This window comes from Pseudomonas putida, from assembly GCF_028682475.1.
Classification (GTDB): Bacteria; Pseudomonadota; Gammaproteobacteria; order Pseudomonadales; family Pseudomonadaceae; genus Aquipseudomonas; species Aquipseudomonas putida_AG.
Genome location: NZ_JANHLE010000042.1, coordinates 17,083 through 37,034 on the forward strand (window position 1 = coordinate 17,083; position 19,952 = coordinate 37,034).

Consider the following 19,952-nt stretch of genomic DNA (forward strand, 5'->3'; position numbering starts at 1 on the left):
CCGCGCTGCGACCCTTCGCGGATAAATCCGCTCCTACAGGCCACCTAGCACCTGCCGATAGAACTTCCATTCCTCTTCCAGCGCATGCGCCAGATTGGCCGCTTTGCGAAACCCGTGACGCTCCGCCGGATAGAAATGCCCCTCGGCACGAATACCGTTGGCCTTCAGGGCCGCCAGCATCGAACGGGTCTGCTCCGGCACCACCACGGCATCCAGCTCACCCTGGAAGAAAATCACCGGCACCTTGATGCTCCCGGCATGCAGCAACGGCGTCCGCTGTCGGTAGCGCTCGGCATCTTCCTGCGGATCACCGATCAGCCAGTCCAGGTAGTCACCTTCGAACTTGTGCGTGGCCCGGGCCAGCGCCTGCGGGTCGCTGACGCCATAAAGGCTGGCCCCCGCACGGAAGACATCATGAAAGGCCAGGGCGCAGAGGGTGGTGTAGCCGCCGGCACTGCCGCCGCGGATAAAGGCCTGGGTCGGGTCGATCAGGTTGCGCCCGGCCAGATGCTCGACCACCGCACAGGCATCCTCGACATCAATCTCTCCCCAACGCAGGTGCAGGGCCTGGCGATACGCCCGGCCGTAGCCGCTGCTGCCACGGTAGTTGAGGTCCGCGACGGCGAAGCCACGCTGGGTCCAGTACTGGATACGCGGGTCGAGCGCCGGGTAACAGGCCGAGGTCGGGCCACCATGGATGAACACGATCAAAGGTGGCCGTTTGCTGCCGTTCATGGCCGGGTAGAAGAATCCGTGGGCAATGCCATCGCCGCTGGGGTAGCACAATGATTGCGGGCAACTGACGCGTTCGGCAGGCAAGGGCGCCGCGCCACCCGCCAGGACCTGCACACGATGGTCCTTGCGGTCGATGGCGATGACTGCCGGTGGACGGGTGGGCGACGCCGCGATGGCGTAGAGAAAATCCTGATCCAGGTCCAGGCAGCGTAAACGGCTGTAGCCGGTTTCCACTGGCTGCTGCGAACCATCGGCATGACACAGACCGAGCCGGCTGAAACCGTCTTCGAGCCAGGTGGCCAGGTAGTGATGTTCGCCCAGCGGCAGCCAGGTGCAGGCACCCAGTTGCCAAGGCGCTGCGGCGTGATCGGCGTTTGCGGCGGGGAGCGCACTCCAGCCCTGGGCCGTTTCTCCCCAGGGTTGCCAGAAACCGTTGTGATCAGAGAGGCAGTACAGGCGGCCACGACCATCGAAGCGCGGTTGCTGCAGCGACTGCGCCGGGCCCTGGTCGCCGGCGATGCAGCGAGGTTCACCCCAGCGCCCGTCATTCATGCGTTCGCGACACAGCAGGCGGGTAGCGGTCCAGGGCTGTTCCGGGCGGCTCCACTCGATCCATGCCAGGCGTGAGCCATCGGCGCTCAGGGTTGGCGCGGCATAGAAATCCGCACCCTCGGCGAGTACCTCTCGCTGCTGCGCAGCGATGGCCACCAGGCGATGCTCGACCTGCGCTGTGCTATGGGTTTCTTCCACGGCCAGGACCTTACCTGCGGTCCAGCGCAGATCGCCGTAGCGACGTTCGCCCTGGGTTAACGGCTGGGGCGCGCCACCCGATAGATCCTGGGTATAGATCTGCTGGTCGGCTTCGTTGACGAACACCAGGCCGTCATCGCTCAGGCAGAAGCTGCCACCCCCGTACTCGTAGACCCGGCTGCGTACGCTGAAGCCGTCCGGGGTCAGGCAGTGGGCCTGGCCATGACGCCAGTGCCAGATCCGGCAGGCGCCGTCGTGCGGGCGAAACTCGTTCCAGAACAAGCCCTGCGCTGCGACCCGCAACTCGGCGAAGTCGGTGCCGGCGGCCACCGCCTGTTCGGCACTGAAGCGCTCAACCACGGGCGATGACACGGGAGTTTCGCTCATTTCGAAAGGTCAACTGTTCGATGTTCAACTGGGCATGCTCGGCTTCTTCGCGGGCCTTGAGGATGATGCCGTGGTGCGCTGATTTGGCGCACACCGGGTCGGCGTTGCTGGCGTCACCGGTGAGCATGAAGGCCTGGCAGCGGCAGCCGCCGAAGTCCTTTTCCTTTTCATCGCAGGAGCGGCACGGTTCGGGCATCCAGTCATAACCGCGGAAACGGTTGAAGCCGAACGAGTCGTACCAGATGTGCTGCATGCTGTGCTCGCGCACGTTGGGGAACTGCCCCGGTAACTGCCGTGCGCCATGGCATGGCAGTGCGGTGCCGTCCGGGGTCACGGTGAGGAACACGCTGCCCCAGCCGTTCATGCAGCCTTTGGGACGTTCTTCGTAGTAGTCGGGGGTGACGAAAATCAGCTTGCACGGATTACCGGCAGCCTTGAGCCGCTCGCGGTAGTCATTGGTGATGCGTTCGGCGCGTTCCAGCTGTGCACGGGTCGGCAACAAGCCGACGCGATTGAGCTGGGCCCAGCCGTAGAACTGGCAGGTAGCCAATTCAACGAAGTCGGCCTCCAGGGCGATGCACAGCTCGATGATGCGGTCGATCTTGTCGATGTTGTGCCGATGGGTGACGAAGTTCAGCACCATCGGATAACCGTGGGCTTTGACCGCCCGGGCCATTTCGAGCTTTTGCGCGAAAGCCTTTTTCGAGCCGGCCAGCAGGTTGTTGACCTGCTCGTCGCTGGCTTGAAAACTGATCTGGATATGGTCAAGGCCGGCCGCTTTGAAGGCGGCGATTTTTGGCTCGGTCAGGCCGATACCGGAGGTGATCAGGTTGGTGTAGTAGCCCAGGCGCCGGCCTTCACCGATCAACTCGGCGAGGTCCTGGCGCACCAGCGGCTCACCCCCGGAAAAGCCCAGCTGCGCCGCACCCATGTCCCGTGCCTCGGCCATCACCTTGAACCACTGTTCGGTGGTCAGCTCCTGACCCTGGGCGGCGAAGTCCAGCGGGTTGGAGCAATACGGGCATTGCAGCGGGCAGCGGTAGGTCAGCTCGGCGAGCAGCCACAGCGGCAGGCCGACCTCGGGTTTTGCCGGCACCTCACTCAAGGACGATCCAGTGTTCGGCACGGGCGACCTCCATGAATTGCTCGATGTCGTCAGCGAGCTCGGCGACACCGGGGAACTGCTGGTCCAGCTCGGCAATGATCGCGGCGACATCACGCTGGCCATCGATCAGCCCAGCGATCAGCGCCGCACTCTCGTTGAGCTTGATCATGCCCTCGGGGTAGAGCAGCACGTGGCCCTTCTGCGCCGGCTCGTACTGGAAACGATAACCCGGACGCCATTTCGGGGTTTGCCCGCGATCAAAACTCATAAGGCGATTCCTTTGTGCCAGACCCGCTCACAGGTGACCGTGTGGTAGGGCGGACGGTTCAGTTCGTAAGCCATGCTCATGGCATCGAGCATGCTCCAGAGGATGTCCAGCTTGAACTGCAGGATCTCCAGCATGCGCTGCTGGCCCTCTACTGTAGTGTAGTGCTGCAGGGTGATTGCCAATCCGTGCTCGACATCGCGGCGGGCCTGGCCCAGGCGGGTGCGAAAGTATTCGTAGCCGGCTGGATCGATCCACGGGTAGTGCTGTGGCCAGCTGTCCAGGCGCGACTGGTGGATCTGCGGGGCGAACAGCTCGGTCAGCGAACTGCTGGCCGCTTCTTGCCAGCTGGCGCGGCGGGCGAAGTTGACGTAGGCGTCGACGGCAAAACGCACACCCGGCAGCACCAGTTCCTGGGAGCGCAGCTGGTCGGGGTCGAGGCCGACCGCATGGCCCAGGCGCAACCAGGCTTCGATACCGCCGTCTTCACCCGGTGCGCCGTCATGGTCGAGCAGGCGCTGAATCCATTCGCGGCGGATTTCGCGGTCCGGGCAGTTGGCGAGGATCGCGGCATCTTTCAGCGGGATGTTCACCTGATAGTAGAATCGGTTGGCAACCCAGCCCTGGATCTGTTCGCGGCTGGCGCGGCCTTCATACATCGCCACATGGTAGGGGTGATGGATGTGGTAGTAAGCACCCTTGGCGCGCAGGGCCTGTTCGAATTCGGCGGGGGACAGCGCTTTGGCGTCGTTCATCTCGGCTCCTGCTAGAGGCTGATACTCATGCCGTCGAAGGCGACTTCGACGCCACGGCGATTGAGTTCGGCGCGTTCGGCCGAGTCCTCATCGAGAATCGGGTTGGTGTTGTTGATGTGGATAAGTACCTTGCGCTGCGCAGGGAAGCCTTCCAGCACTTCAAGCATCCCGCCTGGACCGTTCTGCGCCAGGTGACCCATTTCCCGGCCGGTGCGCGTGCCGACGCCACGGCGCTGCATTTCATCATCCTCCCACAGGGTGCCGTCGACCAGCAGGCAGTCGGCCTCATGCATCATCTGCAGCAGCTTGGCATCTACCTGGCCCAGGCCCGGGGCGTAGAACAGTTTGCCGCCGCTGCACAGGTCTTCGACCATCAATCCGAGGTTGTCGCCCGGGTGCGGGTCGAAGCGGTGCGGCGAGTAGGGTGGGGCCGCGCTGCGCAACGGGAAGGGGGTGAAGCGCAGGTTCGGGCAGGCGTCGATGACAAAGCTGCCTTGCAGTTCAATGCGATTCCACTGCAGGCCGCCGTTCCAGTGGCTGAGCATGGTGAACAGCGGGAAACCGGTACTCAGGTCCTGGTGGACCATGTCGGTGCACCAGACCTGATGCGGGCAGCCTTCACGCAGGCTGAGCAAGCCGGTGGTGTGATCGATCTGGCTGTCGAGCAGGACGATGGCGCTGATCCCGCTGTCGCGCAGCGCGCGTGCCGGCTGCATGGGCGCGAAGGCTTGCAGCTGGGCGCGGATATCCGGCGAGGCGTTGCACAGCACCCAGTGGATACCGTCGTCAGACAGGGCAATCGACGACTGGGTACGCGCCGCAGCGCGCAAGCTGCCGTCGCGAAAGCCTTTGCAGTTCGCGCAGTTGCAGTTCCACTGCGGGAATCCGCCACCGGCGGCGGAACCTAGAATCTGGATGTACATGGCCACTCCTGCCGCGTCTTGAAATAAAAACGCCCCGGCTGACCGAGGCGTTGTAACGCAAGCAAACTCAGCGGCTTGCGAAATACATGGTCACTTCAAAGCCGATACGCAGATCAGTGTAAGCAGGTTTGGTCCACATGGGATTGCTCCTTCCGGATAGGTCTGGGGATGTACGGTTACTTGTTTAGTCCACCCTCGCGGCCAAGGGTTCAAATAACCAAGATTGCGCTATCTTACTAAAAAATGCCGTGCTGAATGGTTAAATCTACGATAAACGTCGTTACATATCTGGTAAAGATAAGCCTGTTGTCCAGCTTTCGTCCTGCGGCGCAGGGCCATTGGCCAGACACAACCAGCCGTGTCTGGCGTGCAGCAGGTCATTGGCGCACTGTCGCAGCATTCCCTCATCAACATCGAGAATTGCGGCCTGCAGGTGATCCAGCCGTGCCTGGCTGCAGCCCGCCAGTTGTGCTTGCCAGCCCCACTCGGCGACGTCGTCATTGCTCATGCTGGCTTCGCTCAGCTGGTCAGCGAGGGCCTGACGGGCTTCAGTACTACAGCTCAGGGTAGACGACAGGGGCGCGAGGAACTCATGGATATGGTTGAGGATCTGCGCATGACTGACGTTGGGTGACTGTACGCCGAACAGCAGGCCGCTACAGCCCTGGAGCTGACGGAAGGCACTGAAGACGGCGTAACCCAACTGTAGCTCGACGCGCAGGCGCTGGTAGAAAGGGCCCTGAATCTGCTGCGCGAGCAAGCGGGCCCTCGCTTCGTCAGTGTTCGCGACGGGGCAGAACAGCAGCAGTGCCTGTTCGCTGGCCAGTGGCGGCAGCATTTGCCAGCGACGAACAGCGGGCATAACCACCGGGCGCTGCTTGCCTGCAAAGCCGGGAATCTGTTGCAGGGCTCGATTGAGCTCGGAGTGCGAACGCTTGCCGAATCCTGTGGTCATGGCTTGCCACCGGGCCTGTGTCCACAGCGTCTGCAGGTCACCCTGGCTTGGGACGTGGGTGGCTGAGGACGTGTCTTTGCGGCCGACAAACTGTTCCGGCAGGTGCCGGAGCAAAGCGCGGATCGGCATGCTGTCGGCATCATCCGCAGGCTTCTCGGCCCAGCTGGAGGCACCGGGGTGCCGGAGTATTTCCAGCGCCTCAGCGGTCACCGAGACCACCCTCTCAGGTACACCGGCGCAGCGCATTTGCCAGAACTCGCCACAGCGCTCGAATTGCAGCGCAACGCCAACCCTGGCCGCACGCTCACGCAGTGGCTGCAAAGCCCGGTCGAGGACCTGCCAGAGTTGATCGCGTACGGCTGCAGTCAGCTGCCAGCGCAGGTAGACCACGCCATGCTGGCGCACAGGCGGCAATATCGGGTTGCAGTTCAGGCCAGTGGGAAGCGCAACCAGGGCGTCGACGGCGATGGTCAGGTTGAGCAAGGATTCCGCGGTCGGCAGGTGCCACGGTTGTGGGCACTGCGGCGAGAAGTCATCCAGCAGACTGTCGAGCAGGCTGTCCAGAGCGTGCCGGGCTTGGCTGCTCAGCGCTTCATACGGCCGGCCGGCACTGTCACGGCATGCCAGGTCCAATGCTGTCGCCGCCTGAGCGCGGCATTGCTGCAAGCGTGCATATTCCTGGTACAGCGGCGACCTGTCGACATCGCGGAAAAACCGCAGCCAATCCTGTAGCAGCGCTTGTGCTTGTTCGGCCATCGCTGCATCGTTGAGCTGCAGGCGAGTGTGCAGTAAAGCCTGACCGGCAAAACTGTATAGCGGCGAACATTCGAGTGATCGCAACCCGCCGCGCTGCCGCAGCGCTGCCAGCGGCCCGCCTGGCCGTGCGTCGGTCAGCCAGGTGTGGAGAAAGTCTATGGCTTGCTCCAACCCGGCAGGCTGTTGTTCGACGGCTTGCAGCACGTCCAGTTGCTGGCTGTTCAACTGCGCCGAGAGCCTGGCATCAGCCAGTTTTACCGGTACTGCCTGGTCGATCCTTGCGCCGGTGGCGATGCAGCTTGCGGCGCTGTGTGCCAGCACTCGGAGCTCGTGCAGGCTTTGCGGTCCGCTCAGGCTCAGGCGTATTTGTCCGGCTTGGTAGTAACGTTGGTGATAGCCCTGCAAGGCGGCCTGAAATTCACGGCTGTGCACCGGCAGGCTGTAGCGGTTGCCCGCCTGGAAAGCACTCAGCGGATGGTGTCTGGAAACCCTCTGCAGTAGTGCGAACTGCGCCTGGGCTTGCGGGTTGCGTGACCAGGCGATGAATTCGGCATGGATCACTTCGCGTTCGCGCAGCTGGCGTTGTTGCGCAAAAACCGGGCGGGCGAGCATGTCGCACAAGCGCTCGAGGCCGCCGGTAAACGCCGCCTGCGGGACTTCGAAGAAGTAGTCGGTGGTGCGTTCGCGGGTGCTGGCGTTGACCTGACCGCCATGACGCTGCACATAGCGCATCAGCCCGTCGTCGAGGGGAAAACGCTCGGTGCCGAGAAACAGCAGGTGCTCGAGAAAGTGCGCGAGCCCCGCATAGGCGCGCGGCGCGTCGTGGCTGCCGGCCATGACCCGCACGGCAGCGGCACAGCGTTTCAGCTGCGGGGCATGCCGCAGGATGACCTGCAGGCCATTGTCGAGGGTGAGGTGTTGCACAGTGCTGGGCATGACGGTTCCGTTGCAGCGCGAACCGTCATGCTAGCGGATTATCCGCGATCGCGCGGATCGCCATACAGCTCCGGGCGCAGGTCGTGCAGGTAGGGCGTACTGGCGCGTCCTTCATGGACCCGTTGCAGTTCCAGGTCTGCCTGCAGCAGGGCGCTGTCGCGACCGGCCATGGCCAGGATGCTACCGTCCGGGCCGACAATGCTGCTTTGTCCGCAGTAGTGGATCTCGTCCTCGCTGCCGCAGTAATTGGCGTAGACCAGGTAGCACTGGTTTTCGTAGGCGCGGGCGCGCACGGTGACCTGGGCGATGAAGTCGTAGGGCACCATGTTCGCCGTCGGCACCAGAATCAGCTCGGCCCCGGCCAGGGCCAGGCGTCGGGCATTTTCCGGAAACTCGATGTCGTAGCAGATCAGCAAGCCCAGGCGCCATCCGTTCAGCTCCACCACCGGGTAATGATCGGGGCCCGGGCTGAACATCGCCCGGTCCAGACCACCGAACAGATGGGTCTTGCGGTAGTTGCACAGGCTGCTGCCATGGGCGTCGATCAATTGCACGGCGTTGTACACCCGACCGTCCTCGGACAGCTCCGGATAGCCGTAGGCAATGGCGATGCGATTGCTCTGGGCGATCTCCACCACGGCCATGGCCGAAGGCCCGTCTTCGGCTTCGGCCAGGCGCGCCACGGCTTCGCTGCCGATGTTGTAGCCGGTCAGGAACATTTCCGGGCACACCAGCAACTCTACGCCGCGGGCGGCGGCCAGTTGCGCCTGCTGGTGCAGACGCTCGAGGTTGCCGGGTACGTCCAGTGGCTGCGGAGCACCTTGATACAGCGCGATGCGCATGGCGTTACTCCCGTCAGTCGGCCAGGGCGATCGGTCCGATCTCGTTGAATACATCGCCCGGGCCTGGGTTATCCGGGTGGGTATGCCCACCGAAGTGATTCATGATACCCCACACCGCATTGAGCGAGGTCTGCACCGCGCCTTCGACCCAGGCCGGGGTCCACGACACGTCGTCGCCGGCGATGAAGATGCCGCGCTGCTCGACGGGCATGTCCTGCTGCATGAAGTGTGCGTACATGCGCTGGTTGTAGCGGTAGTGCCCAGGCAGGGCTCCCTTGAAAGCGCCGAGGAAATGCGGGTCGGCTTCCCAGGACACGGTGATCGGATCGCCAATGATGTGGCCGGCGATGTCGACTTTCGGGTAGATCTTCTTCAGCGCGTCGAGGGCCAGCTTCACGCGCTTTTCCACCGGATGTGGGAGCATCTTCAGGGCATCGCTCATCCATGAGTAGGACAGGCAGATCACCCCCGGTTTGTCGTCACCGTTGTCGAACAGGTAGGTGCCACGGGTCAGGCGGTCGGTCAGGGTCATGCTCATCAGGTCGCGGCCGGTCTCTGGATCTTTGTCTTTCCAGAATGGCCGGTCGACCATGACGAAGGTCTTCGACGACTGCATGTAGCGGGTGCGGTCCAGGGCCATCCACATCTTCTGCGAGAACAGCGACTCTTCGCACTCGATCTGGGTGGTCAGCAGCCAGCTCTGGCAGGTGGTGAGCACGGCGGCGTAGTGGCGGGTGTCGCCCCAGTTGTCGGTCACCGCCAGGCGTCCGTCGGCGTCGCGGGCGATGCGCTTGACCCCCGGACGCGGCGCGCCACGGTGCAGCGAGCTGAGGCTGGTGCCCGCCGGCCAGTGTGCGCAACGCTCGGGGACATGGCGCCAGATGCCCAGCGGCACCTGCTCGACGCCACCGACCACCAGGTGCTGGTGATCGTCGCAGTTGGTCATCACCACACGGAAGATTTCCAGCATCGAGTTGGGGAAGTCCGAGTCCCAGCCGCCGGTGCCGAAACCGACCTGGCCGAACACTTCCCGGTGCAGGAAGCTGAGCTTGGCAAAAGCCTTGGAGGTTGCGACGAAATCGTAGAAGGTGCGGTCGTCCCACAGCGGTACCAAGGTGTTCCACAGCTCTTTCAGGCGCGGTACATCACGGTCGCGGATCGCCTGCTGGATGTCGCCGAAACGGGCGCCATCTTCCAGCGCGTCGGCCCAGGCATCGGCGACTTCCTGGAACAGTTTCGGCAGGTCGGAGAGCTTTTCGGCGTAGTGGGTCTGGCCTTCCAGGTCGATGACGGTACTGCCGGATGCCGGGGTCAGCGGGTTGGGGAAAGGTTTGGTCTCAAGGCCCAGCTTGTCCACATAGTGATAGAACGCTGTGGACGAGACCGGGAAACGCATGCCGCCAAGTTCGGCAATGATCCCGTCGGTGCCTTCGAAGGTCTGCGAGCGCAGGCGGCCACCCATCTTCGACGCTTCGTAGACCACCGGCTTGAGCCCCAGCTTCATCAGCTCGTACGCCGCCACCAGGCCGGCGATTCCGGCACCGACAATCGCCACTTCTTCACCGTGGCGTGCGGCCGGGATACTGCCCAGGCCTGCGGGGTGCTCGATCCAGTCGTCAAAGGCGAACGGGAAGTCCGGGCCGAAGATGGTGACAGGTTTCTTGCCGTCGGCGGGGTGGCGATTGTTGTTGTTCATAGATGACCTTGCCAGGGCTGCGCAGGATGCGGAGCTTGAGTATAGGAAAACGCTGGCGGTCAGTTTAGAGGGCGGGCGTTACGTAATTAAGATGCAGAGTGTCGTCTATTTGTGGTGTTGCTTGTCAGTTTGCATGGTGATTTCGTCATATCGTCAGGCCACGTTTACCCGCGGTCAACCTTGCTGCTGAGGATGATCGAGGTAGTGGTCTTTTCCACGCCGTCGACACCGCCGATCTGGTCGAGTAGCTGGTCCAGCTGCTCCGGCGAATCACTGCGCAGCCAGGCCACATAATCGAACTCGCCACTCACCGCGCACAGCTGCTGGACTTGTCCCATGGCGCTCAGGCGGCGCACCACTTCCTTGCCCGAGCGCGGCTGCACTTTGATCCCGACATAGGCCTGCAAGCCGCCGTCAATCAGGCGCTGGCCCAGACGTACGCCGTAGCCGCTGATGACCTTGGTCTTTTCCAGACGCGCCAGGCGCGAGGTCACCGTGGTGCGCGCGATGCCCAGTTGCCGGGCCAGCATGGCGACGCTTTCACGGGCATTGATCTGCAGTAGCGAAATCAGTTGGCGGTCGATTTCGTCGAGGGCGACGGGACGGCTGTCGGACATGGAGACTCTCGGGTGTGCGCCGCGTAGTACGGCGCATGAAGTGATTGCATTAGCCTATCCACACCGCGCATTGACGAGCAAGCCGTGCTTGCTCAGGTGCGCACCAGCGCCCGCGCTTCATCGAGGGTTTTGTAGGGAATTACCGTACGTGGCAGGCGGGAGGAGGGCGACAGGTTGTAGACGGAGAAATCGTCATCGACAACCGAGTCAGCCATCAGCTCGAAGGACGGCAGGATGCGCGAATCGAAGTGTTGGTCCAGACCGCAAGGCGACAGCTTGGAGTGTCGGGTTTCGTAGAACCTGCCGACATTCTGGTTCAAGTCCACTCCAACCATGAAGACCTTGTTGAAACCTGCATGGTAGGCAATCTGCAGCGCTACGTAAGCCACCGTGCGTGCATCAAAGAAGCCGCGGTGCAGGTTCTTGCTGAATCCCAGCGGCTTTTTGCGGCTTCCCGGGAAGGGGCGGTTGCGGATGAGCTCAGGGTCTTTTCGCAGCAGATCGCTCAGTTTTGCCTTGCGGGCCTTGCGCAGAAAGTACAACTCACCGCTGGCGGCAACCCCGGCGGACTTGTAGTGATCTTCCCAGAGCGCAACCCGTTGACTGCGGCGCATGGCTTCGGCAAACAGCTCGGGTTGCTGGTTGGAGAAGTCCTTGTCTGTGCAGACATAAAAGAACGGCTTGATCGGCGTATCCAGGAACATGGAGATCGCGCCGTTCATGGTGATCATCGGGATGTCGGAGAATGCCTGGAAAGGAAAGTCCTTTGCCGAACTGCCCGAGGCGATCACGAAAACCGAGCCCGACCCTGCATTGCGGCAATCATCGAAATGGCTGACGCTGAATGGCACGTCAGAAATCAACTGTGCTGTGGAAGCGTCCATTTTAGAAATCCTTAACGTGCATCGATGATTGAGGGGATGGCTGGGTGAAGACCGCTTATTTTATAAGTTTTCCTGAGCGGATTGCTAATCGCCTGCGTGGGTAGCCTGATAGAGGGTGTTGCGCCCACCATCGAGCAAGCGCTTGAGCAGTTCTGTCCATTCGGTCGACAGGGGGGCGGGAGTTCCGTCCATCCCGCCGAATGTGTCGGCGCTATGTCGAATTCGATACAATTGCGCCATCTATAGAGAAACTGTCCAAGCGGATGGATTCGGATTCATCCGGGAGAAGATCGCAAGTGGAATACATGGATTGGGAGAATCTGAAAAGATTCTGGCGCATCGAAGTGATGGGCGGTGAAGAAAAGAAATTGAAGTTCAAGCGGATATTTCGGCGTATTCGCCTAAAAGAACAAGAGCATTATCTGTTCTGGTTCAGGCTGGCGCAGCATCTTCACCGACGCCGCAAAGGGGTGCTCAATTACCCCAAGATTGCCCGGCGAATCCATGCAAGTTTAGTGCGTACCCACGGCATCGATATCATGCTTGCGGCGGAGATCGGCCCTGGCCTGAGCTTCTCTCACCGTGTAGGGATAGTGATCGCGGATGCGGCACGCATAGGCAAAAACCTGTCCATTCGCCAGAACACCACTATCGGTGTGAAAACCGCTGGCCAGAAAGGTTTGATCCACATCGGCGACAACGTGGTAGTAGGGGCCAATGTTTGCATCATCGGTGACAACCTACGCATCGGCGACAATGTAACCATCGGGGCAATGGCCTTCATCAACAAGGATGTACCGGATAACAGCACTTGCTTTACCCGGCACGTAACAACGATCAATCAGAAGTGAATAACGGTAGCCGGCCTGGAGTCGAAACCCCTGGTCTGCTGAGTTGATGATCCCCTGAAACGACGAAAGCCGCGCATTGCGCGGCTTTTTTTTTGCTGGGCCCACACTCGGCACCTCTGCGGACTTGATCGGATATCCCTGGCGGGTCGTCGTACGCCCGCGAACTGTCAGACTCGCCTCACCTAAAACCTGAATGGATTGTTCATGCCTGGCCGCGTTCAATCCTGGGCTCCAGCAGTGCTTCAGGAGGTTTCGTACTGGTCCTATATCGATGCAGGGGACGTGTTTTTAGAATTAATACATAGAATTTCCTATGCTTCGTGTGCGTGTGTAATCGCTGATGAGCGCTGTTTACTGTGTTATCTGGAGTGTTGCCAAGCAATGTTGGGTGGTCGCGTCCGAGTTGGCCAGGAAGCGTGGCAAGACTTCACGGTCGAAGATCGGCCGTAATGCCACGATCTCATTGGCGCTTTCTTTGTGCGGACCGGCGCAAGCAGCCACCCTCGCCTGGTCGCCCACAGGACAGAACTCCGGGGGAGCGGGGGATTGGGACCTCTCCAGCAGTAGTTGGTACAACGGCACCGTGACGCTGCCGTGGAACAACCTGGCGGGAGACAGTGCTCAGTTTGGCGGCATCCCAGGCACCGTATCTATCGTTGCCCCGATTACCGTTCAGGATCTGTTGTTCGCGGTCGATGGCTACACGCTCCAGGGCGGCACACTGAACGCTGCTTCGGCCACCATGGGCATCAAGGCCGGCAGCGGCACGACGGCGACCATCAATTCGAACATCGCCGGGGCAACCCGCGTGGACGTCAATGGTGCCGGAACCATCGTCCTGGGTGGCGTCAATGCCTACACGGGGGGAACCACGGTCACCAACAACGGCACGTTGCAGGTGTCGCAGGACAGTAATCTGGGTGCCGCAACGGGCACCCTGAAGCTAGGCGACAACACCACCCGCGGTACGCTGGCAATCAACGGCAGTGCCTTCTCGTCAACCCGCACGGTGACGCTCGGCCTGGTTGGCGGCGCGATCGATGTGGCATCGGGTGCAAACGCCACCTTTGGTGGTGTAATCAGCGGCACCGGTCCGTTCACCTTCAATGGCGGCGGTACGCTGGTGCTGACGGCTGCCAATACTTACAGCGCGGCGACGACCATCTCGTCAGGTACCCTGCAGGTCGGCAATGGCGGGGCGACTGGCGCGCTAGGTAGCGCTGTGGTCACCAACAACGGCACCCTGGCGTTCAATCGCAACAATAGCATTACTGTTGGCAACGTGATTTCCGGCACCGGTGCGTTAACGCATATCGGCGCTGGCACCACCATACTGACCGGCGACAACACCTACACCGGTGGCACCACCATCAGCGCGGGCAAGCTGCAAATTGGCGCAGGCGGCGCGACGGGCTCAATCGTCGGCAATGTTGTCAACAATGGCGAGCTGATCTTCAGTCACAACAATACCTACACCCACGCGGGCGTGATTTCCGGTACGGGTGCGGTGCAACAGAATGGTGGTACGACCGTTTTGAGCGGTGCCAACACCTACACCGGTGAAACGCTCATGCGCAGCGGGGTGCTGCAGGTGGCCAGCGATGGCAATCTGGGTGCGTCGTCAGGTCGTCTGCATTTCGTTGGCAACAGTAACTTCCGGGCAAGCTCCGCGCTCACCACAGCACGCGATGTCGTCGTCGACAGCGGCGTCAATGGTTATGTCGGGAGTGCGGCTGATACCGCACCCTTGACGCTCAGCGGTGTGGTGTCCGGCGCCGGCCGGCTGGGTGTCGATGTCGGGTTGGTTTACCTGACGGGGAACAATACCTATACCGGCGGCACGAACATCTACGGGGGGACGCTGGCAATTTCGAGCGACAGCAATCTGGGCGCCGCATCCGGTGCCCTGAACTTCGTCAACGCCGGCGTGCTGCGCGTGCTCAACGATTACGGCACGGCCCGCAATATCGTCCTGGGCGGCAATGGTTTCATCGAAGCCTACAATGGCTCGACGGTGACCCTGAACGGGACGATCTCGGGCGGTGGTTACTTTGCCATGCGGGCTGCAGGCACCCCAGGTGGAACGGTGGTGCTCAATGGCAACAACACTTACACCGGTGTCACGTATGTGCAGGGGGGCGTCAGGGCGCTCGTGTCGAATGCTGCCAATCTTGGCGGTTCGAAAGATGTGAACTTTGGCAACGGAACCCTCGTAACGACGGGAAGTTTCACCATCAACAAGGTTGGGCTCAGCAGCGGCGGTGCCACTATTGACGTGGCGCCGACAACGACGCTGACGGTCAGTGGCGATATTTACGGCAGTGCCTCGGCATTACGGAAAACCAATACCGGTACCTTGGTGTTGGCTGGAACCAGCAGCTCCACCAGCGGGTTCATCATCGATGGCGGCACGTTGCAAGTTGGCAATGGCGGGACCACTGGCGTGCTGGGCACGGGCAACGTCGTCAACAACAGTGCGTTGGCGTTCAATCGCTCGGACGCCTATGCCTACGGCGGTGTCGTCTCCGGTAGCGGCACCTTGACCCAGAGCGGCACCGGCACCACGACGCTGACTGGCAACAACAGCTACGCCGGCGCGACACGCGTGGCGGCTGGCACACTGTTGATCAACGGCAACCAGACGTCCGCCAGAGGGCTGACGACTGTGGAGTCCGGCGCGACCCTGGGCGGCATCGGCACCCTCGGCGGCAGTGTTACGGTCAATGACGGCGGCATCCTGTCACCGGGCGCTGCGAGCGGTGCGGCAGGCACCCTGACCATTGGCGGCAATCTTGTGTTGTCCAATGGCGCGATACTCAACTACAACCTCGGCCAGTCCGACGTGGTCGGCGGAGCGTTCAATGACCAAACGGTGGTCGGCGGCAACTTGACGCTGGACGGCACCCTGAATGTCAGCACAACGACAGGCGGCACATTTGATCCGGGTGTTTACCGCATCATCAGTTATTCAGGGGCGCTGACCGACAACGGACTGGCCCTGGGGAGCATGCCGACTGGTTCGAACACAGTGCTGCAGACCTCGATCAACGGCCAGGTCAACCTGATCAACTCCCTGGCCAACATGCGCTTCTGGGATGGTTCCGCAGTTGGCAACCCGAACAACGGGGTGGTGGAGGGCGGCAGCGGTATCTGGAACAGCGGAGCCGCGGCAAACAGCAACTGGACCAATGCCGCCGGAACGGCGAACGGCGTCTACACACCCGGTTTTGCCCTGTTCCAGGGCTTGCCGGGCACTGTCACGGTTGACAACAGCGGTGGCCAGGTCGCCGCAACCGGTATGCAGTTCGCGGCTAACGGCTATGTGCTGAACGGTGGTGCCATCGACCTGTCCGAGACCACGCCGGGTGCCGATGCGGCAACGGTCCGGGTTGGCGACGGCACGGCGGCGGGGAGCAACTTTGTCGCCACCGTCGGATCGGCCCTGCAAGGCAGCGTCGGTTTGGTCAAGACCGACCGTGGCACGCTGGTGCTCAGCGGCGATAACACCTATACCGGCGACACGACAATTGTTGGCGGTACCTTGCAACTGGGCAATGGCGGGACCTCGGGTTCGATCGTCGGGGGCGTCGTCAACAGCAGCAACCTGGCGATCAATCGCAGCGATACCCTTACCGTCGGCGGGGTGATTTCCGGTACGGGTGCGTTCCAGCAGATCGGCACGGGAACCACCGTGTTGACCGGCAATAATACCTATGGCGGTGCCACGACCATCGCGCGCGGTACCCTGCAGGTCGGTAATGGCGGGACGACGGGTACCTTGGGTGCGGGTGCACTGAACAACAATGGCATGCTGGCTTTCAACCGCAGCGACACCTTCACCTACGGCGGTGTCATCTCAGGTACCGGCGCACTGGACCAGCGCGGTACCGGCATCACGGTGCTCACGGGCAACAACACCTACACCGGCAATACAACCATTACCGCCGGTACGCTGCAGCTGGGCGATGGCACCGCGAACGGAGGTGGCTCGATCGCCGGCAGCATTAGCAACAACGCTACCCTGGTTTTCAATCGCAATGTGACCTCCACCTATGCGGGGGTGATTTCCGGCAACGGCACGGTCGAACAACGTAGTGGCACACTCACCCTGAGTGGCGCCAATACCTACAGCGGTGGTACCACCCTGCGAGGTGGCAACCTGCGGATTTCGAGCGATAGTAACCTTGGCGACCTGTCGGCGAATCTGACCTTCGATGGCGGCGCCTTGCAAACTGGCGCTACGCTTGGCCGTGACATCGTACTCGCCGCTGGAGGCGGTCTCGTGTACGGCGCTGGAGGCACCCTCAATGGCACGATCTCCGGGCCTGGTCGGTTGTGGTTTCATACCGGTACCACGACGGTCAACGGCGCGAACACCTACACCGGTGGAACCCTCATTACCGACGGTGGCTGGGTCGTAATCAATTCTGCGAGCGCACTGGGTACCGGCGCCATCACCGGCCAGGCGAACGATACCGTTTACGGTGGTGGTGGCTATCTGCGAACCACTGCCGATATGACCCTGGCAAACACGATCAACTACGGGATGACCTCGTTCTATGGGTCTTCGGCGCAATCCCTCAACATATTTACCAACGCTGGAACTACCCTGACGCTGACCGGTGCTATTCAATCCGTCGGCGGTTATCGACCCTCGAAGGGCCTCAGCAAGAACGACGCCGGCAAGCTGGTGCTGGCTAACACGGCCTACACCGGCAGCGATGCACTGCGGATATTTGGCGGGACGGTGCAGGTCGGCGATGGTGGCACGCGCGGTACCCTCGGCGCGGTGCCCGTACAGATGGCCGCGCAGACCAAGTTGCAATTTAATCGCAGCGATACCTACGTGTATGCTGGCGGGATATCCGGCGCCGGCGCCGTGGAGCAGAACGGCAGCGGTATCACCGTGCTGGCAGGCGCCAATACCCACACCGGTGGCACCACCATCAACGCCGGCACGCTGCAGATTGGTAATGGCGGTACCACGGGGTCGGTAGCCGGCGATATCACCAACAACAGCAACCTTGCGTTCAACCGCAGTGACGTCTTCACCTTTGCCGGCGTGGTGTCGGGCAGCGGCGCCCTGCAGCAGAACGGCAGCGGCACCCTGGTGGTGAACAACGACCATACCTATACCGGCGGCACCACCATCAATGCCGGCACGCTGCAGCTGGGTGATGGCGGCACGAGGGGCATGATCGTTGGCGATATCGTCAACAATTCCGCACTGGCCTTCAATTTCGGTTCTACCCATAGCCATGGCGGCGCCATTTCCGGTACCGGCGGCCTGCAGCAAAACGGCTTGGGCGACACGCTTCTGAGTGGCACCAACAGCTATAAAGGTACGACCACGGTGTCGAGGGGCAGGCTCTTCGTCAATGGTGACCAATCGGCCGCGACAGGTGCCACCAGCGTGGCTGCGGGGGCGACCCTGGGCGGCACCGGAGTGATCGGCGGCAATGTCAACATCGCCAATGATGGCATCCTGGCGCCGGGCAGTGCCGATGGCACGGGTGGCACGCTGACCATCAATGGCAATCTTGGGCTCAATGCCACTTCGGTCCTGCATTACACCTTCGGTACGCTCAATGGCGTGTCGCAGAACAGCCGGACCGATGTCAACGGCAACCTGACCCTGGACGGTCGTCTTGACGTGGCTACCCCGGTGGGCGGCACGTTCGATCCGGGTATTTACCGCATTTTCAGCTATACCGGCGCCTTGACCAACAACGGCCTGGCGCTTGGCACCCTGCCTTCGTCGACAACGGTGGCCCTGCAGACCGGAGTCCCCGGACAGATCAACCTGATCAATACCACTGGTATTCTCACGGCGATCTGGGACGGCAGCGACCCGAGCAAATACAACAATGGTATCGCCGACGGCGGCTCCGGTGTCTGGAGTCGGAATGTGGCGCGTAGCACCTGGGGCGACCCAAGCAGTTCGATCAACTCTACCTATACGCCGACTTCGTTCGTGATTTTCCAGGGTTCGAGCGGCACGGTGACGGTGGACAAGAGCTTTGGCGATATTTCCACGGCCGGGATACAGTTCGGGGTTGATGGCTATTCGCTCAGCGGCGATGAGATCAACCTGGTCGAGACAGCCTCCGGGTCGGGTAGCACGACGATCCGCGTCGGTGATGGTTCGGAGGTGGGTGCCGGTTTCACCGCGTCGATAGGTTCGATCCTGAAGGGCAGTACCCGCGTCACCAAGACCGATCTGGGCAAGTTGGTGCTGACGGGGGCCAATACCTACAGCGGTGGCACGGCAATCAATGGCGGCACACTGAGCCTGTCCAGCGACGCCAACCTCGGTGCGCTGAGCGGTGCGCTGAGTTTCGATGGCGGCGTGCTGGAAGCCTCCGAGTCGTTCGCCACGGCGCGCACGACGACGCTCAATAGCAAGGGCGGCACGTTCAATGTCGACAGCGGCAAAACACTGACAATCAACGGTGCGGTCGGTGGCCTGGGCAAACTGACCAAGACCGATGCTGGCACGTTGCTGCTCGCGGGGGTAAACACCTACAGCGGTGGTACCGCGATCAATGCCGGTAAGGTGCAGGTGTCCAGTGACGCCAACCTCGGTGCGGCCTCGGGCACGTTGACGTTCGATGGTGGAGCGCTGGAAAGCACGGGATCATTCACCACGACGCGCGCGACGACGCTAAATGCCATGGGCGGCACGTTCGATGTCGACAGCGGCAAGACACTGACAATCAATAGTGTGGTCGATGGCGCGGGCAAACTGACCAAGGCCGATGCCGGCACGTTGCTGCTCGCCGGTGTAAACACTTACAGCGGTGGTACCGCGATCAATGGCGGTAAGGTTCAGGTGTCCAGCGATGCCAGCCTCGGTGCGGCCTCGGGCGCGCTGAGTTTCGATGGAGGGGTATTGGCAACCACGGCATCGCTGACCTCATCGCGTGCGATCACCCTGAGTGCGGGCGGAGGTACCCTGGATGTCAACGCTGGCAGCACACTGTTGCTGACGGGTATCGCCAGCGGCACGGGTATGTTGAGCAAGGCCAATGTCGGTACCCTGGTGCTGAGCAGTGCCAACACCTACAGTGGCGGTACCAGCGTATCGGGTGGCGTGTTGAAAATTACCGATGCCGATGGCGTTGGCACCGGCACGGTGAACATCAACACCGCAGCGGGCAGTGCGACGACCGGGCTGGAGTTGGCGTTAGCCTCGGCCAGCACCTTCGATAACCTCCTGGCCGGTGCAGGCACGACCACGGTGAGCGGGGCGCAGGCCACGATCAGCGGCGCCAATGCGGCCTACACAGGGCAGTGGAAGGTGACCGGTACGGGTACCTTGGCGGTGGCTAATAACGCCACCACCAGCACCGACAACCTGGGCACCGGCGGGGTCGATATTGCCGCGGGCGGCATCGTCAACACCCTGACCAGCGGCGCCTTCAGCTTCGACAACGCACTGACCGGTGCCGGCACGCTGAACGCGTCCAACGCCAACCAGGCGTTCTCGTTCGGT

General features: G+C 61.9%; 13 protein-coding genes and 1 pseudogene. 3 read left to right on the forward strand and 11 right to left on the reverse strand.

The window, feature by feature from the left end:
• Nucleotides 1-33: 33 nt before the first annotated feature.
• The 11 genes from NPS47_RS23775 to NPS47_RS23825 all read right to left on the reverse strand — a co-directional run bounded on the left by NPS47_RS23775 (nt 34) and on the right by NPS47_RS23825 (nt 11,606).
• On the reverse strand, nt 34-1,872 hold the full coding sequence (locus NPS47_RS23775) for a S9 family peptidase (protein ID WP_274297188.1): 1,839 nt from the start codon (nt 1,870-1,872) through the stop codon (nt 34-36).
• Entirely contained in the window at nt 1,838-2,998 is a 1,161-nt protein-coding gene (gene pqqE / locus NPS47_RS23780; RefSeq protein ID WP_274297189.1) for a pyrroloquinoline quinone biosynthesis protein PqqE, read from the reverse strand. The genes NPS47_RS23775 and pqqE overlap by 35 nt, the downstream gene beginning before the upstream one ends.
• On the reverse strand, nt 2,970-3,245 hold the full coding sequence (gene pqqD, locus NPS47_RS23785) for a pyrroloquinoline quinone biosynthesis peptide chaperone PqqD (protein WP_274297190.1): 276 nt from the start codon (nt 3,243-3,245) through the stop codon (nt 2,970-2,972). Before pqqD ends, pqqE begins: the two co-directional genes overlap by 29 nt.
• Entirely contained in the window at nt 3,242-3,997 is a 756-nt protein-coding gene (gene pqqC / locus NPS47_RS23790) for a pyrroloquinoline-quinone synthase PqqC (RefSeq protein ID WP_274297191.1), read from the reverse strand. The genes pqqD and pqqC overlap by 4 nt, the downstream gene beginning before the upstream one ends.
• Before the next feature lie 11 nt (nt 3,998-4,008).
• Nucleotides 4,009-4,920 (reverse strand): pyrroloquinoline quinone biosynthesis protein PqqB, encoded by a 912-nt coding sequence (gene pqqB / locus NPS47_RS23795; protein ID WP_274297192.1) that lies wholly within the window; start codon nt 4,918-4,920, stop codon nt 4,009-4,011.
• A 67-nt stretch (nt 4,921-4,987) separates the two neighbouring features.
• Nucleotides 4,988-5,059, reverse strand: coding sequence for a pyrroloquinoline quinone precursor peptide PqqA (gene pqqA, locus NPS47_RS23800; protein WP_008365141.1), 72 nt, complete (start codon nt 5,057-5,059; stop codon nt 4,988-4,990).
• 141 nt (nt 5,060-5,200) lie between these two features.
• On the reverse strand, nt 5,201-7,567 hold the full coding sequence (gene pqqF / locus NPS47_RS23805; RefSeq protein ID WP_274297193.1) for a pyrroloquinoline quinone biosynthesis protein PqqF: 2,367 nt from the start codon (nt 7,565-7,567) through the stop codon (nt 5,201-5,203).
• Nucleotides 7,568-7,605: 38 nt separating this feature from the next.
• Complete coding sequence (locus tag NPS47_RS23810; protein ID WP_274297194.1) at nt 7,606-8,409, reverse strand: carbon-nitrogen hydrolase family protein; 804 nt, start codon at nt 8,407-8,409, stop codon at nt 7,606-7,608.
• Nucleotides 8,410-8,422: 13 nt separating this feature from the next.
• Nucleotides 8,423-10,105: a flavin monoamine oxidase family protein gene (locus NPS47_RS23815; protein WP_274297195.1), complete on the reverse strand. Its 1,683-nt coding sequence runs from the start codon at nt 10,103-10,105 to the stop codon at nt 8,423-8,425.
• A gap of 164 nt (nt 10,106-10,269) precedes the next feature.
• Entirely contained in the window at nt 10,270-10,722 is a 453-nt protein-coding gene (locus NPS47_RS23820; protein WP_274297196.1) for an Lrp/AsnC family transcriptional regulator, read from the reverse strand.
• A 92-nt stretch (nt 10,723-10,814) separates the two neighbouring features.
• Nucleotides 10,815-11,606, reverse strand: coding sequence for a lipopolysaccharide biosynthesis protein (locus NPS47_RS23825; RefSeq protein WP_274297197.1), 792 nt, complete (start codon nt 11,604-11,606; stop codon nt 10,815-10,817).
• A 305-nt stretch (nt 11,607-11,911) separates the two neighbouring features.
• On the opposite strand from NPS47_RS23825, the gene NPS47_RS23830 reads away from it, so the two are divergent.
• The 3 genes and pseudogenes from NPS47_RS23830 to NPS47_RS23835 all read left to right on the forward strand — a co-directional run.
• Entirely contained in the window at nt 11,912-12,457 is a 546-nt protein-coding gene (locus NPS47_RS23830) for a serine acetyltransferase (protein ID WP_038606003.1), read from the forward strand.
• 340 nt (nt 12,458-12,797) lie between these two features.
• A pseudogene (locus NPS47_RS25905) lies at nt 12,798-12,926 on the forward strand (ESPR domain-containing protein); the annotation flags it as partial.
• Between the two features lie 114 nt (nt 12,927-13,040).
• Nucleotides 13,041-19,952, forward strand: a 6,912-nt coding sequence (locus NPS47_RS23835; RefSeq protein WP_274297198.1) for an autotransporter-associated beta strand repeat-containing protein, incomplete at its 3' end; no start/stop codon positions are given.

Bases quoted from the DNA above. Each gene is read 5' to 3' on its own strand.
- NPS47_RS23825 (WP_274297197.1), bottom strand. From the start codon at position 11,606: ATGGACGCTTCCACAGCACAGTTGATTTCTGACGTGCCATTCAGCGTC.
- NPS47_RS23775 (WP_274297188.1), bottom strand. From the start codon at position 1,872: ATGAGCGAAACTCCCGTGTCATCGCCCGTGGTTGAGCGCTTCAGTGCC.
- NPS47_RS23815 (WP_274297195.1), bottom strand. From the start codon at position 10,105: ATGAACAACAACAATCGCCACCCCGCCGACGGCAAGAAACCTGTCACC.
- pqqD (WP_274297190.1), bottom strand. From the start codon at position 3,245: ATGAGTTTTGATCGCGGGCAAACCCCGAAATGGCGTCCGGGTTATCGT.
- NPS47_RS23830 (WP_038606003.1), top strand. From the start codon at position 11,912: ATGGATTGGGAGAATCTGAAAAGATTCTGGCGCATCGAAGTGATGGGC.
- pqqF (WP_274297193.1), bottom strand. From the start codon at position 7,567: ATGCCCAGCACTGTGCAACACCTCACCCTCGACAATGGCCTGCAGGTC.
- NPS47_RS23810 (WP_274297194.1), bottom strand. From the start codon at position 8,409: ATGCGCATCGCGCTGTATCAAGGTGCTCCGCAGCCACTGGACGTACCC.
- pqqC (WP_274297191.1), bottom strand. From the start codon at position 3,997: ATGAACGACGCCAAAGCGCTGTCCCCCGCCGAATTCGAACAGGCCCTG.
- NPS47_RS23820 (WP_274297196.1), bottom strand. From the start codon at position 10,722: ATGTCCGACAGCCGTCCCGTCGCCCTCGACGAAATCGACCGCCAACTG.
- pqqB (WP_274297192.1), bottom strand. From the start codon at position 4,920: ATGTACATCCAGATTCTAGGTTCCGCCGCCGGTGGCGGATTCCCGCAG.